Origin of the sequence: Buchananella sp. 14KM1171 (assembly GCF_041380365.1) — a bacterium.
GTDB lineage: Bacteria > Actinomycetota > Actinomycetes > Actinomycetales > Actinomycetaceae > Buchananella > Buchananella felis.
Window position 1 is genome coordinate 2,330,388 of the sequence record NZ_CP159981.1, and the last position, 13,255, is coordinate 2,343,642.

Annotated in this window: 14 protein-coding genes; 10 read left to right on the plus strand and 4 right to left on the minus strand. The window is 70.4% G+C overall.

Annotated features, from left to right (window positions below; all coding sequences use genetic code 11):
- Window positions 1-7: 7 nt before the first annotated feature.
- Genes sufC through ABYF38_RS09070 form a run of 4 tightly spaced genes read left to right on the plus strand, consistent with a single transcriptional unit; the run spans window position 8 to window position 2,916 of the window.
- Entirely contained in the window at window positions 8-757 is a 750-nt protein-coding gene (gene sufC / locus ABYF38_RS09055; protein WP_371152055.1) for a Fe-S cluster assembly ATPase SufC, read from the plus strand.
- Entirely contained in the window at window positions 757-2,022 is a 1,266-nt protein-coding gene (locus ABYF38_RS09060; protein ID WP_371152057.1) for an aminotransferase class V-fold PLP-dependent enzyme, read from the plus strand. The genes sufC and ABYF38_RS09060 overlap by 1 nt, the downstream gene beginning before the upstream one ends.
- Complete coding sequence (sufU, locus tag ABYF38_RS09065) at window positions 2,022-2,486, plus strand: Fe-S cluster assembly sulfur transfer protein SufU (RefSeq protein WP_371152058.1); 465 nt, start codon at window positions 2,022-2,024, stop codon at window positions 2,484-2,486. Before ABYF38_RS09060 ends, sufU begins: the two co-directional genes overlap by 1 nt.
- Window positions 2,479-2,916: a metal-sulfur cluster assembly factor gene (locus tag ABYF38_RS09070; protein ID WP_371152059.1), complete on the plus strand. Its 438-nt coding sequence runs from the start codon at window positions 2,479-2,481 to the stop codon at window positions 2,914-2,916. The genes sufU and ABYF38_RS09070 overlap by 8 nt, the downstream gene beginning before the upstream one ends.
- Window positions 2,917-3,649: 733 nt before the next feature.
- On the opposite strand, the gene ABYF38_RS09075 is transcribed toward ABYF38_RS09070, so the two are convergent.
- Window positions 3,650-3,877: a helix-turn-helix domain-containing protein gene (locus ABYF38_RS09075; protein ID WP_371152060.1), complete on the minus strand. Its 228-nt coding sequence runs from the start codon at window positions 3,875-3,877 to the stop codon at window positions 3,650-3,652.
- Entirely contained in the window at window positions 3,877-4,353 is a 477-nt protein-coding gene (locus tag ABYF38_RS09080; RefSeq protein WP_371152061.1) for a DUF2975 domain-containing protein, read from the minus strand. Before ABYF38_RS09080 ends, ABYF38_RS09075 begins: the two co-directional genes overlap by 1 nt.
- Window positions 4,354-4,600: 247 nt before the next feature.
- Between ABYF38_RS09080 and ABYF38_RS09085 the strand changes: the two genes are divergently transcribed.
- The 4 genes from ABYF38_RS09085 to ABYF38_RS09100 all read left to right on the plus strand — a co-directional run bounded on the left by ABYF38_RS09085 (window position 4,601) and on the right by ABYF38_RS09100 (window position 8,561).
- A complete protein-coding gene (locus ABYF38_RS09085; protein ID WP_371152062.1) occupies window positions 4,601-6,235 on the plus strand; it encodes an ABC-F family ATP-binding cassette domain-containing protein in 1,635 nt (544 codons plus the stop codon).
- A 198-nt stretch (window positions 6,236-6,433) separates the two neighbouring features.
- A complete protein-coding gene (gene fabG / locus ABYF38_RS09090) occupies window positions 6,434-7,147 on the plus strand; it encodes a 3-oxoacyl-ACP reductase FabG (protein ID WP_371152063.1) in 714 nt (237 codons plus the stop codon).
- A gap of 24 nt (window positions 7,148-7,171) precedes the next feature.
- The gene (fabI, locus tag ABYF38_RS09095) at window positions 7,172-7,939 is read left to right on the plus strand and encodes an enoyl-ACP reductase FabI (RefSeq protein ID WP_371152064.1); all 768 of its coding nucleotides are present in this window, start codon (window positions 7,172-7,174) and stop codon (window positions 7,937-7,939) included.
- Window positions 7,940-8,072: 133 nt separating this feature from the next.
- Window positions 8,073-8,561 (plus strand): SixA phosphatase family protein, encoded by a 489-nt coding sequence (locus ABYF38_RS09100; protein WP_371152065.1) that lies wholly within the window; start codon window positions 8,073-8,075, stop codon window positions 8,559-8,561.
- A 43-nt stretch (window positions 8,562-8,604) separates the two neighbouring features.
- Here the strand turns inward: ABYF38_RS09100 and serB are convergent, their stop codons facing one another.
- Complete coding sequence (serB, locus tag ABYF38_RS09105; RefSeq protein WP_371152066.1) at window positions 8,605-9,720, minus strand: phosphoserine phosphatase SerB; 1,116 nt, start codon at window positions 9,718-9,720, stop codon at window positions 8,605-8,607.
- The gene (gene glgC / locus ABYF38_RS09110; protein WP_371152067.1) at window positions 9,717-10,961 is read right to left on the minus strand and encodes a glucose-1-phosphate adenylyltransferase; all 1,245 of its coding nucleotides are present in this window, start codon (window positions 10,959-10,961) and stop codon (window positions 9,717-9,719) included. Before glgC ends, serB begins: the two co-directional genes overlap by 4 nt.
- 122 nt (window positions 10,962-11,083) lie before the next feature.
- Between glgC and glgA the strand changes: the two genes are divergently transcribed.
- Both glgA and ABYF38_RS09120 read left to right on the plus strand, forming a co-directional pair.
- Entirely contained in the window at window positions 11,084-12,295 is a 1,212-nt protein-coding gene (gene glgA, locus ABYF38_RS09115; protein ID WP_371152068.1) for a glycogen synthase, read from the plus strand.
- Between the two features lie 79 nt (window positions 12,296-12,374).
- Window positions 12,375-13,244 (plus strand): ABC transporter ATP-binding protein, encoded by an 870-nt coding sequence (locus ABYF38_RS09120; protein ID WP_371152069.1) that lies wholly within the window; start codon window positions 12,375-12,377, stop codon window positions 13,242-13,244.
- Window positions 13,245-13,255 lie beyond the last annotated feature (11 nt).

Sequence of the window (13,255 nt, forward strand, 5' to 3'; positions counted from 1 at the left end):
AAACAAAATGTCTGTGCTGGAGATTCGCGACCTGCACGTCGAGGTGGAGACCAAGGACGGCAACAAGCCGATCCTCAAGGGCGCCTCGCTGACCATCAACTCCGGTGAGATCCACGCCATCATGGGGCCCAACGGCTCTGGCAAGTCCACCCTGGCCTACTCCATCGCCGGCCACCCCTCCTACCACGTCACCGGCGGCTCCGTGCTGCTGGACGGGCAGGAGGTGCTGGAGATGAGCGTGGACGAGCGTGCCCGCGCCGGCATCTTCCTGGCCATGCAGTACCCGGTGGAGGTGCCGGGCGTGAGCGTGTCCAACTTCCTGCGCACCGCCAAGACCGCGATCGACGGCGAGGCCCCCTCCCTGCGCAACTGGATCACGGAGATGAACGCCTCCATGGAGGCGCTGCGCATGGACCCGTCCTTCGCGCAGCGCGACGTCAACGCCGGCTTCTCCGGCGGTGAGAAGAAGCGCCACGAGATCCTGCAGATGGAGCTGCTCAAGCCCCGCTTCGCGGTGCTCGATGAGACGGACTCCGGCCTGGATGTCGACGCCCTGCGCGTCGTCTCCGCCGGCGTGAACCGCGCCCACGAGGCCAGCGGCATGGGCGTGCTGCTGATCACCCACTACACGCGCATCCTCAACTACATCAAGCCCGACTTCGTGCACGTCTTCGTGGACGGCAAGATCGCCGAGCAGGGCGGGCCGGAGCTGGCCCAGCGCCTGGAGGACGAGGGCTACGACCGCTTCCTAGTCTGATGATCGACGCGGGCCTGGCGGAGAAGCGCGCAGACTTCCCGGCGCTGAGCGAGGCGCCGCGCGGGGGTGAGCGCCTGGTCTACCTGGACTGGGCGGCTACCGCGCAGCGCCCGGCTGCGGTGATGGAGGCCGAGGAGCGCTTCCTGCGCACGGCCTACGGGGCCGTCAACCGGGGCACCCACCTGCTGGCCGACCGGGCCACCACGGCCCTGGAGGACGCGCGCGCCCGGGTGGCGGCCCACCTGGGCGCGCGCAGCGGCCTCGAGGTCTCCTGGACCTCCGGGGCCACCGGGGGCCTGAACTTCCTGGCCCAGTCCCTCACGCGCGCCGCCCTGTCCTGGCGGGGCGGCACGGTCTTCGCGCTGGGCCCCGGTGACGAGGTCTGCGTGACCCCGGCGGAGCACCACGCCAACCTGGTGCCCTGGCAGGAGCTGTGTGCGCTCACCGGCGCCAAGCTGACCTGGTTGGGGCTGACCCCGCAGGGCCGGATCGACCTGGACACCCTGGACGTCATCAACCCGCGCACCAAGATGGTGGCCTTCACCCACGCCTCGAACGTGACCGGCGCGGTGAGCCCGGTGGAGGCCATCGTGGCCGCCGCCCGGCGGGTGGGTGCCTGGACGGTGCTGGACGCCTGCCAGTCGGCCGCGCACGGCCCGCTGGAGCTGGACGCCTTGGGCGTGGACTTCGCGGTGGCCAGCGCGCACAAGATCTGCGGGCCCACCGGCGTGGGCGCGCTCTACGGCCGCGCCGAGCGGCGCGACCTGCTGCCCCCGCCGGTCTTCGGCGGCTCCATGGTGACCACGGTGACGATGGACCGCTCCGACTATCACGAGGCCCCGACCGGGTGGGAAGCGGGCACGCAACCCGTCTCCCAGGCCGTGGGCTGGGCCGCCGCCCTGGACTACCTGGCCGGGCTGGGGTGGGACCGCCTGCGCGCTCACGAGCGCGGCGTGACCGCCGCGCTGGTGGAGGCCGTCTCCGCCGTGCCCGGGGTGCGCCTGCTGGGCCCTGCGGACACCGCCGATCGCCTGCCCGTGGTCGCCTTCGACGTGGCTGGGGTGCACCCGCACGACGTCGGCCAGTTCCTGGACGCCCAGGGCGTGGCGATCCGGGTGGGGCACCACTGCGCCCAGCCGATCCACGCCCACTTCAAGGTACGCTCCTCCGGGCGCGCGTCCGGCGGCCCGGTGACCGGAATGGACGACGTGGAGGTCTTCCGCGCTGCCCTCTCGCGCGTGCGACCCTTCTTTGGAGTGGAGTAATGAGTAGCGACCTGGAGAGCCTGTACCAGCAGGTCATTTTGGACCACGCCCGTATCAAGCGCGGCAACGGTCGCCTGGAGCACCCCTCTGGCACCTCCCGCCAGGTGAACATCTCCTGCGGCGACGAGGTTGACCTGGACGTTGTCGTGAGCGGTGGTGCGATCGAGCGGATCGGCTGGGAGGGGCACGGCTGCTCCATCTCCCAGGCCTCGCTGTCCGTGGTGAGCGAGCTGCTGGCCGGCAAGAGCGAGGCGGAGGCGGGGGAGCTGATCGACCAGTTCACCGCCCTGATGCACTCGCGCGGCAACACGGCGGACATGGATTTGGACCCGCTGGAGGACGCTGTTGCCTTCAGCGGCGTGGCGAAGTTCCCGGCGCGGGTGAAGTGTGCCCTGCTGGGGTGGATGGCAGCGAAGGATGCGATTGCCGCCAGCGGCGGCGCGGAAGGACGCGGAAATGACTAACCCGATGGCGGCCCCGGCTCCGGACGAGAGCACGGCTGGCCCGGAGAAGCTGGCCGAGCGCGGCGGTGGCTGCGGCGGTGGCGGTTGCGGCTGCGGCGGTGGCGAGGCTCAGGCCCCCGCCCCGGTGACGGCGGCCGATGTCGAGGAGGCCATGCGCGACGTGATCGACCCCGAGTTGGGGATCAACGTGGTGGACCTGGGCCTGCTCTACGGCGTGCACCTGGACGGTGAGGGCAACGCGACCCTGGACATGACCCTGACCAGCGCCGCCTGCCCGCTCACGGACGTGATCGAGGACCAGGCCCAGCAGGCGCTGGCCTCCCTGGTGAACACCACGACCATCAACTGGGTGTGGATGCCGCCGTGGGGCCCGGACAAGATCACCCCCGACGGGCGCGAGCAGCTGCGCGCGCTGGGGTTGAACGTCTAAGCGCCTGATTCTTGGCGTCTGGGCGCCTTCGCGGCGGGCCGCTCCGATTGGTGGGGCGGCCCGCCGCTTTTTCTCGGGATGGACGACGTTGCCGCCGGCCGCAGGATTCGTGGACGACACTCCGGCCGGCCGCGCCTCGGGAAGAGGATGTGCTCTTACGGGCGAGTCAGGCCGTAGCCGTCTCCGGGTTTTCTGTTTGCAACGATTTCTTCGCTGTACGAGGCGTGCGGAGCGGGCGAACCGAGCCACGGGCGCAGGCCGGCGGGGACCGGAGGGTTCTCGCTGGACCGGCCGCCCAGGGCCTCATGGTGGGAGCTGGCCCCGGGGCACTGCTGCGCAAACGGTTGTGGGGTTTGTCGACCTCTTGAGCGGTTGGTGCAGCTGTTGAGCGGTTGGTGCACCGATTGAGGGGTTACCCGACCGGGTAAGCCTACGACTGGTTCACCAACCCTACGAGAGGTTCACTAAGCCCTCAATCGCTTGCGCACGGGAGCGCGAACTCAGCCCCCGGTGCCCTGCGCCGAGTGCCGTTTTGGCGGGCGCGGCCGGGGCAGGCCCCGTGTGCACGCCGAGGGGACAAGGAGCTACGCCGAGGGCGGTCCCAGACCTGCGCAAATGCTGCATCGGGGTACATGCGACCGCTTGGTGCCATGGCACCGGTCGGTCACATGTACCCCGACCGTACGTTCGTACGCTCGGGGGCGGAATGCCGGCTACATGCGGGCCCTAGAACTCAGCGATCTGCGGAACTTGCTGAAGGGTCCGCCTGGTAGGCCAGGACGTCGCCCGGTTGGCAGTCCAGCACGCGGCAGATCGCCGCGAGGGTGGAGAAGCGAATGGCCTTGGCCCGGCCGTTCTTCAGCACCGCCACGTTGGCCGGGGTGATGCCGATGCGCTGGGAAAACTCGGCCACGCTCATGCCGCGTGCGGCTAGCAGGGCGTCGATGTTGACCACGATCATCAGATCACCGCCTCCAGCTCGGCGCGGTATTCGGCGGCCTCCACCAGGGCGGCGCGGGCGACGGCGGCCAGCTGGTCGAAGGCTGCGGCGACCGCGACGGTGGCCGCAGTGGCCAGGAGGACGCCGGGGCCGCCCGTGCGCGCCACGAAGAGCAGGTACGCGCCGCCCGCCACGAGCACGGCGGCTGCGGCCAGGACCAGCCGGCGGATAACGGTGAAGAGGCGGGCGGTGGCGGGGGAGAAGAACTGGCCGCGCGCGGCCCGGCGCAGGATCAGCCACAGCGCCACCAGGGCTGCCTGCAGGAAGGTGGCGGCGAGCAGGGCGCCCACGGCGTAGGCGGGCGCGAAGGCGGCGGTCTCCGGGTAGAGGCGGCCCAGCTCCAGGCAGAGCAGGTAGGCGAGCGCCTCCGCCCCGATGCTTCCGACGAACAGGGGGATCAGCGCCAGCTGGGCGCGCAGTGCCAGTCGCTTGTTCATATATCGATTATCGATAGGCGTATATCGAAAGTCAATAGGTGGAGGGTGGGTGGAGGTGTAGAACGGGTGGGCGGCACCAAGCGGGCGCTGCGCAGGGTGGGCCACTACGTACTGCGGGGCGCTGCGCAGGGTGGGCCACTACGTACCGCGGGGCGCTGCGCAGGGTGGGCCACTACGTACTGCGGGGCGCTGCGCAGGGTGGGCCACTGTGCGGGGGCACAGCGCCCACCCGATAGCATTGCTGCCCGTGATCACTGCCCAGGACGTCTCCATCTCCATCGGCGACCGCCAGCTCCTTAGCGGCGCCAACTTCCGCATCGACACCGGGATGCGCATTGGCCTGGTGGGGCGAAACGGTGCGGGCAAGACCACGCTGACCAAGCTGCTCGCCGAGGGGGCCGGGATCGCCGGCACCACCGAGGAGGACACCGGCGCCATCGCCTACGGCGGCAAGATCACCAGGCGCGGCACGATCGGTTACCTGCCGCAGGACCCGCGCACCGGTGACCTGAACCAGCTGGCGCGCGACCGAGTGCTCTCCGCGCGCGGCATCGATGAGCTGCTGCAGCGCATCCGCAAGGCCGAGCTGGCCATGGCCAGCGAGGAGGGCGACAAGCAGGCCAAGGCCATCGAGCGATACACCCGCCTGGACCACGAGTTCACGATGGCCGGCGGGTACGCGGCGGCCTCGGAGGCGGCCAGGATTACCGCAGCTCTCAAGCTGGACACGCGCGTGCTGGATCAGCCCCTGCACACCCTGAGTGGTGGCCAGCGCCGCCGCGTGGAGCTGGCGCGCATCCTGTTCAGCGGCGCTGACACGCTGCTGCTGGACGAGCCCACGAACCACCTGGATCACGACTCGATCGTGTGGCTGCGCGACTACCTCAAGACCTTCCCGGGCGCGTGGGTGGTCATCAGCCACGACGTGGAGCTGCTGCGAGAGACCGTCAACCACGTCTTCGCGCTGGACGCCCAGCGCGGCGTCATCGACGTCTACAACCTGGGCTGGGACGCCTACCTGAAGCAGAAGGCGGACGACGACGCCAGGCGCGCCCGCGAACGCGCGGTGGCCCAGAAGAAGGCCGCCGCGCTCAAGGCGCAGGGGGAGAAGATGCGGGCCAAGGCCACCAAGGCCGTGGCCGCCCAGCAGATGCTGCGCCGCGCCGAGGAGCTGCTGGCTAGCGTGGGGGAGGAGCGCCGCGCGGAGAAGGTGGCCGCCCTGCGCTTCCCCTCCCCGGCCCCGTGCGGACGGGTGCCGCTCACGGCCAGCCACCTGTCGAAGTCCTACGGCTCCCTGGAGGTGTTCTCCGGGGTGGACCTGGCGATCGACCGGGGCTCGCGCGTGGTGGTGCTGGGTCTGAACGGTGCCGGCAAGACCACGCTGCTGCGGCTGCTGGCCGGGGTGGAGGCGCCCAGCGCCGGACAGGTGGAGCCGGGCCACGGCCTGAAGCTGGGCTACTACGCCCAGGAGCACGAGAACCTGCGCACGGATGAATCCGTGGTGGACAACCTGCGCCGCGCCGCGCCCGAGCTGGACGACACGGGCGTGCGCTCCATCCTGGGCTCCTTCCTGTTCAGCGGCGCGGACGCGGACAAGCCCGCGGGGGTGCTCAGCGGCGGCGAGAAGACTCGCCTGGCGCTGGCCACCTTGGTGGTGAGCCAGGCCAACGTGCTGCTGCTGGACGAGCCCACGAACAACCTGGACCCCGCTTCTCGCGCGGAGATCCTGCGGGCGCTTGCCACCTACGAGGGCGCCGTGGTGCTGGTGACCCACGACCCGGGCGCCGTGCAGGCCCTCCAGCCCGACCGGGTGCTGCTGCTGCCCGACGGGGACGAGGACCTGTGGAGCGATGACTACATGGAGCTGGTTGACCTGGCCTGAGTCCCGGTGGCGAGTGGGGGACGACGCTGCGCCGGCCTGCGGAGGGAGCGGCCCCGTCTGCGGTGTGGGAATCCACAATGTGGCACCGGGGCAGCGCGGGAAGTGCGCCTAGTTTTGGAGGAATGCTCCAAGCGAGGTTGAGGGCTTTGGGTGTTTCGCGCACGTCCGCCCCCGGCCCGTGGCTGGAACGATGGAGACATGACGTATGAACCGCGATCTGTATTCATCACCGGTGCCTCCTCCGGGATCGGCTTTGCCGTGGCGCAGGCGTTCCTGGACGCGGGCGACCGCGTGGCCACCCTCTCCCGCTCCGGCAAGGGGCCGGAGGGCGCGCTGAACCTGGCCGGTTCGGTGGCCTGTGCAGCTGACGTGGACGCCGCCTTCACCGCTGCCGAGGAGGCCCACGGCCCGGTGACGGTGCTGGTGGCCAACGCCGGCATCACGCGTGACACCCTGCTGATGCGCATGAGCGAGGAGGACTGGGACGACGTCCTGGCCACCAACCTGACCGGCGTGCAGCGAGCCGCCCGCCGCGCCATCACCGGCATGGTGCGCGCCCGCACCGGCCGCATCATCGGCATCTCCTCCGTGGTGGGCACCATGGGCTCTCCAGGCCAGGTCGCCTACGCCGCCGCGAAGAGCGGCATGATCGGCCTGGTGCGCTCGATCACCCGCGAGGTGGGCGGGCGTGGCATCACGGCGAACGTGGTGGCCCCCGGCTTTATCGACACGGCCATGACCCAGGTGCTGCCCGAGGCGCTGGTGGCGGACTACAAGAAGCGCATCCCCGCCGGCCGCTTTGGCCAGGTGGAGGACGTCGTGTCCGCCGTGACCTTCCTGGCCTCCCCGCAGGCCGCCTACATCACCGGCGCGGTTCTCCCGGTGGACGGCGGCATCGGCATGGGCCACTGAGAGACGCAAAAGGAGAAGACAGAAATGGGAATCCTTGCTGGCAAGAACGTGCTGGTCACCGGCGTTCTGCGTGAGAACTCGATCGCCTTCCACGTGGCCCGCCTGGCCCAGGAGCAGGGCGCGACCGTGGTACTGACCGCCTTCGGGCGGGCGGCGAAGCTGACCGAGCTGGCGGCGCGGCGCCTGCCGACCAAGCCCGCCATCGTGCCCCTGGACGTCACCAACCAGGAGGACCTGGAGGCGCTGGCCGGCCGCCTGCGCGAGCACGTGCCCCACCTGGACGCCGTGGTTCACTCCATCGGCTTCGCGCCGCAGTCCGTGATGGGCGGCAACTTCCTGGCCGGCGAGTGGGCCGACGTCGCCGTGGCGGTGGAGACCTCCGCGTTCTCCCTGAAGAGCCTGGCGGTGGCCTGCCGCGAGCTGCTCGCGCCGGGGGCCGGCATCGTTGGCCTGACCTTCGACGCCTCGGTGGCCTGGCCTGTCTACGACTGGATGGGCGTGGCCAAGGCCGCCTTCGAGTCCGTGGCGCGCTACCTGGCCCGCGACCTGGGGCCGGAGGGCGTTCGCGTCAACCTGGTCTCGGCCGGCCCGATCCGCACCACGGCCGCTACCTCCATCCCGGGCTTCGAGGAGATGGAGTCCCGCTGGAACGAGCGCGCCCCGCTGGGCTGGGACGTGGCCGACCCGGAGCCGGCCGCGAAGGCCGTCGTGGCCCTGGCCTCTGGCTGGTTCCCGGCCACCACGGGTGAGATCGTTCACGTCGACGGCGGCGTGCACTGCCTGGGGCAGTAGGACTTTCCCGCCAGGTGGGGCGCCAGGATCGCGATCCTGACGCCCCACCGCCCGTTTCCGGACCACCCCTGCTCGGCGCGCGCGGCCCCGTGTCTTCTACCCCGCGCGGGTGAATCGGCGTAGCCTGCCTGCCATGAGCAAGACCCTTCTGTTGGTGCGCCACGCCAAGGCCGAGTTTGACAGCCCCTACGGGGACCACGAGCGGTGCCTGACCGGCAAGGGCGAGCACGCCGCGAAGAAGCTGGGCAAGCGGGTCTCCGCATACGTGGAGCGCGTGGACCTGGCGCTGGTCTCCAGCGCCCAGCGCACCCAGCAGACCTACGCCCTGATGAGCGAGCGGCTCACGGTCGCCCAGGCCCGCGTGGATGAGGCCATCTACTTCGCGGGGGTGGGAGACATCCTGGACATCGTGCGCGAGCTGCCCGAGGAGGCGCAGTGCGTGATCCTGGTAGGGCACGAGCCCACCATCTCCGGGGCTGGCCGCGCCCTGGCCGAGCCCTGCCCGGCGGCGGCTGCCATCGCCTTCGGCGTGCCCACCGGCACCGCGTTGCTGCTGTCCGCCGAGGGCACCTGGGCCGATTTCGCCGGCGCGCAGCTCACGGTCATAGAGCACGGCGCCTGAGCCACCCCCGGCTTCGTTCTTCGGCCGCCTCGACCGCGTGGCGCTAGCGCCAGAGCGTGGCCGCGACCGCCCCCAGGTGGGGGATGGTCAGGACGACGTTCGCCCCGGCCCGCGCCGCCGGCTTGGCGCACAGCGCGATGGACAGGTCGGAGCTGGCGAACATGTCCAGGTCGTTGGCGCCGTCTCCCATCGCCACGGAGTAGCCGAGCCCGGCCCGCGCCAGCCAGTCGGCCAGGATGGTGGCCTTGGCCGCGCGGTCCACCACCGCGCCCACCGTGCGCCCGGTGAGGGCGCCGCCCGCCACCTCCAGGGTGTTGGCGGCCCAGTAGTCCAGGCCCAGCTGCTCGCCCAGGGGCGTGAGCACCTCCATGAAGCCGCCGGAGACGGCACCGAAGCGGCCGCCGCGCGCGTGCAAAGCCCCGACCAGCTCGGGGGCGAATGGGCGCGGGGTGATGCGCGCTGAGACCTCGGCGAAGATCGTGCCCGGCACCCCGGCCAGGGTCCCCACGCGCTGGGCCAGCGACTGGGCGAAGTCCAGCTCGCCGCGCATGGCGGCCTCCGTTATGCGGGCCACCTCGGCGCGCGTCCCGGCGGCCTCGGCCAGTTCCTCGATCACCTCCTCGGCGATCAGGGTGGAGTCAACATCGGAGACCACCAACAAGGGTGGGCGCTGCGCGGGCGGCACCGGCACCACGTCGCAGCCCCCGGCCTCGGCCAGCGGGAAGGCCGCCAGCACCTCCATGGCACGGCGGGGCCAGGGCAGGTCCGCGAGCAGGCTCGGGGCGGCGAACGGTGCGGCGCCCGCGGTCCGATTGCCGGCCGCCTCCAGGCGCCGCTGCGGCGCCAGGTCCACCACCGCCAGCTCCGGCGGCAGCGCGAGCGCAGGCACGCGGTCGGCGCCGCCAACACCACAGGCGGGTGCGGCAGCGTCGGCCCCGCACTCCACGCCCGGCACGTGCCGGGCGGCACCAGCAGGGACGGGCCGGGCGGCAACGTCGGCCCCCATAGCGGCGCTCGGCGCGCCGCCCACCACCCGCACCGGGGTGGCGGTCACGGGCCAGTCGGCCCCAGCGAGCAGGGCGGCCAGGTCTTCGATACGGGCGGCAAGCGAAGCGGGGGCGATGCACCGCACCGCCCCCGCCGAGAACAGGTCGGTCACGCCGTAACGATACTGCCCTTAGGCACCACCACGATCCCCGACTCCGTCACCGTGAAGCCGCGGGCGCGGTCGTGGGCGGGGTCGATACCGACGGTGGCGTACTCGCCGATCTCCACGTGCTTGTCCACGATCGCGCGGTTAACCGTGGCGTTGCGGCCCACATTCACCCCGTCCATCAGGACGGAGTGGCGCACCGACGACCACGAGTTCACGCGCACGCCCGGGGAGAGGATCGAAGAGAACACCTCGCCACCGGAGACGATCACGCCGGGGGAGACGATCGAGTCGATGGCGTGACCCTGACGCTCGTTGTAGCCGTAAACGAACTTCGCCGGCGGGATCGTCTGGTCCACGCCCGCAAAGAGCGGCCACTCGCTGTTGTAGAGGTTGAACACGGGGTTGATGCTGATCAGGTCCATGTTCGCCTCGTAGTAGGCGTCGATGGTTCCAACGTCGCGCCAGTAGTTGCGGTCGCGATCGGTGGCACCGGGGACGTCGTTGAAGGTGAAGTCGTAGACGCCCGCACCCTGGCGCTCCACGAACCACGGGACGATCGAGCCGCCCATGTCGTGCTTGGAGGTCTCGTCGGCCGCGTCGATGTTCAGGGCCTCGCGCAGCGCCTGGGCGGAGAACACGTAGTTACCCATCGAGGCGAGCACGGAGCTCGGGTCGTCCGGCAGCCCCGGGGTGGAGGTGGGCTTCTCAACGAACTGGTGGATCACGCCGGGCGCCTCCGGGCGGGTCTCGATCACGCCGAACTGGTCAGCCAGCTCGATCGGCTGGCGGATACCCGCCACGGTCAGGTCGAGGCCGGAGGCGATGTGGTGCTCCACCATCTGGGAGAAGTCCATCCGGTAGATGTTGTCCGCACCGATGATCAGCACGTAGTCCGGACGCTCGTCGTCCATGATGTTCATGGACTGGTAAATCGCGTCGGCAGAACCCAGGAACCAGTGCTTTCCCTTGCGCTGCTGGGCCGGGACGGGCGCGATGTAGTTGGCAAACAGGTTGGACAGGCGCCACACCTTGGCGATGTGGCGGTCCAGCGAGTGAGACTTGTACTGCGTCAGCACGACCACCTTGAGGTAGCCGGAGTTGACGATGTTGGACAGCGCGAAGTCGATGAGCCTGTAGGTGCCGCCGAATGGCACGGCCGGCTTGGCGCGGTCGTCGGTCAGCGGCATGAGCCGCTTACCCTCTCCACCTGCTAGGACGATTGCGAGAACTTTGTGTGCTGGCATGAGGTAAATGCTAGGCAACTTGAGCCGCAAATATGTCAGTTTGGGGTATTCATTTCCCAGATTTTGCCTGTGCGCTTCCGGTATGGTCAGGCCATTCGGTTGCTACGGCGCTAGGAGAAGCCATGAGGGTTGACCTACTCACTCGCGAATACCCGCCCTTCGTCTACGGGGGCGCGGGGGTGCACGTGGAGGAACTGGCCAAGGTACTGCGTCCGCTGGTGGACGTGCGCGTGCACGCCTTCGACGGCCCTCGCGATGGCGAGCCCGGGGTGACCGGTTACAGCGACCCGGCCGAGCTGGCGAGCGCCAACGCCGCCCTGAAGACGCTCGGCGTGGACCTGGCCATGGCGGGGAACGTGGAGGGCACCGACCTGGTGCACTCGCACACCTGGTACGCCAACATGGCCGGCCACTGGGCGCACCTGCTCAACGACGTGCCGCACGTGATCTCCGCCCACTCGCTCGAGCCGCTGCGCCCGTGGAAGGCCGAGCAGCTGGGTGGCGGTTACCGCGTCTCCTCCTGGGCCGAGCGCACCGCCTACGAGGGCGCGGCCCGGATCATCGCGGTCTCCGGTGGCATGCGGCAGGACATCCTGCGCGCCTACCCGCAGCTTGACCCGGCAAAGGTGGAGGTCATCCACAACGGCATCGACCTGACCGACTGGAACCTGCCGGCTGACGAGGACGCCGAGTTCGTGGCGCAGGCCCGCGAAAAGTGGGGCATCGACCCGAGCAGGCGCGCGGTGGTGTTCGTTGGGCGTATCACCCGCCAGAAGGGCCTGCCGCACCTGTTGCGCGCGGCGGAGAAGCTGCCCGACGACGTGCAGCTGATCCTCTGCGCCGGCGCCCCCGACACCCCGGAGATCAAGGCCGAGGTGGAGGGCCTGGTGGAGGGCCTGCGTCAGCACCGCTCCGGCGTCATCTGGATCGCGGAGAAGCTGCCGCGCCGGGAGCTGATCGCGGTGATGACCGCAGCGAACGTGTTCGTCACGCCGTCGGTCTACGAGCCCCTGGGGATCGTGAACCTGGAGGCCATGGCGGTGCACCTGCCCGTGGTGGGTACCGCGACCGGTGGCATCCCCGAGGTGATCGCCGACGGCGAGACCGGCCTGCTGGTGCCGATCGAGCAGGTGCAGGACGGCACCGGCACGCCCGTGGACCCCGCTGCTTTCGAGGCCGACCTGGCCGACGCACTGGTGCGGGTACTGGACGACGCTCCGCTCGCCGCCGCGATGGGTGAGGCGGGCAGGCGCCGGGCCGAGGACCACTTCGCCTGGACCTCGATCGCCAAGCGCACCGTGGACCTCTACGAGCGGGTGCTCGCCGGCAAGTAGCAACCGCTGCGGGGAAATATCGTCCACGGGGATGAGAGTGGGACGAGAGCAAAAACGTGTCCGCCGATACAATTGCGGCATGGCAAACGTCCTGCGGCTCGTCAATGTCGATTTCACCCGCGCACGCAATCCGATCCTGCGCGGGGTGAACTGGGAGGTCCGTGAGGGCGAACGCTGGGTGGTGCTCGGCCCCAACGGGGCCGGCAAGACCACCATCATGCGCATGCTCGCCGCGCGCGAGCACCCCTCTGCTGGCACCGTCGAGGTGCTGGGGCAGCGGTTGGGCGCGGTGGACGTGTGGGAGCTGCGCAGCCGCATCGGCTTCGTCTCCTCCGCCATGATCAACGCGATCGTGCCGGGCGACCGGGTGCTCAACGTGGTCATCAACGGGGCATTCGGTTCCACCGGCCGGACGCACTCCGAGGCCGAGGAGCTGGACGTCAACCGGGCCCGCGACCTGCTGGAGGTACTGGGCATCTCCGCGCTGGCCGAGCGCGCCTTCTTCACGCTCTCCACGGGGGAGAAGCAGCGGGTGTGCATCGCCCGGGCTCTCATGCCCGACCCGGAGCTGCTGGTGCTCGACGAGCCGGCCACCGGCCTGGACCTGGGCGGGCGCGAGCAGCTGCTGAGCGCCCTGAACGAGCTGGCCTCCTTCGCCGGCGCCCCGGCGATGGTGATCGTCACCCACCACGTGGAAGAGATCCCGCCGGGCACCACCCACGCGCTCCTGCTGCGCGAGGGGCGCGTGGCCGCCTCCGGTCCGGTGGCGCAGGTGCTGACCTCCGAGCACCTTTCCACCGCATTCGGGATCCCGCTGCTGGTGGAGGAACGCCGAGGCCGCTTCCTCGCCGTGGCCGCGCAGGCGCGCCCGGGCGGACGGCACGCCGCCGGCAAGACAGGGGAGGCAAGGGACCAAGGTGGGGCGGGGCAGCCCGCGCGAAGCGAGTAAGGGAGGGAAAA

What these genes read in the sequence shown, in the direction of transcription:
- sufC (WP_371152055.1), top strand. Translation starts at nt 8, where the DNA reads ATGTCTGTGCTGGAGATTCGCGACCTGCACGTCGAGGTGGAGACCAAG.
- ABYF38_RS09060 (WP_371152057.1), top strand. Translation starts at nt 757, where the DNA reads ATGATCGACGCGGGCCTGGCGGAGAAGCGCGCAGACTTCCCGGCGCTG.
- sufU (WP_371152058.1), top strand. Translation starts at nt 2,022, where the DNA reads ATGAGTAGCGACCTGGAGAGCCTGTACCAGCAGGTCATTTTGGACCAC.
- ABYF38_RS09070 (WP_371152059.1), top strand. Translation starts at nt 2,479, where the DNA reads ATGACTAACCCGATGGCGGCCCCGGCTCCGGACGAGAGCACGGCTGGC.
- ABYF38_RS09075 (WP_371152060.1), bottom strand. Translation starts at nt 3,877, where the DNA reads ATGATCGTGGTCAACATCGACGCCCTGCTAGCCGCACGCGGCATGAGC.
- ABYF38_RS09080 (WP_371152061.1), bottom strand. Translation starts at nt 4,353, where the DNA reads ATGAACAAGCGACTGGCACTGCGCGCCCAGCTGGCGCTGATCCCCCTG.
- fabG (WP_371152063.1), top strand. Translation starts at nt 6,434, where the DNA reads ATGACGTATGAACCGCGATCTGTATTCATCACCGGTGCCTCCTCCGGG.
- fabI (WP_371152064.1), top strand. Translation starts at nt 7,172, where the DNA reads ATGGGAATCCTTGCTGGCAAGAACGTGCTGGTCACCGGCGTTCTGCGT.
- ABYF38_RS09100 (WP_371152065.1), top strand. Translation starts at nt 8,073, where the DNA reads ATGAGCAAGACCCTTCTGTTGGTGCGCCACGCCAAGGCCGAGTTTGAC.
- glgC (WP_371152067.1), bottom strand. Translation starts at nt 10,961, where the DNA reads ATGCCAGCACACAAAGTTCTCGCAATCGTCCTAGCAGGTGGAGAGGGT.
- glgA (WP_371152068.1), top strand. Translation starts at nt 11,084, where the DNA reads ATGAGGGTTGACCTACTCACTCGCGAATACCCGCCCTTCGTCTACGGG.
- ABYF38_RS09120 (WP_371152069.1), top strand. Translation starts at nt 12,375, where the DNA reads ATGGCAAACGTCCTGCGGCTCGTCAATGTCGATTTCACCCGCGCACGC.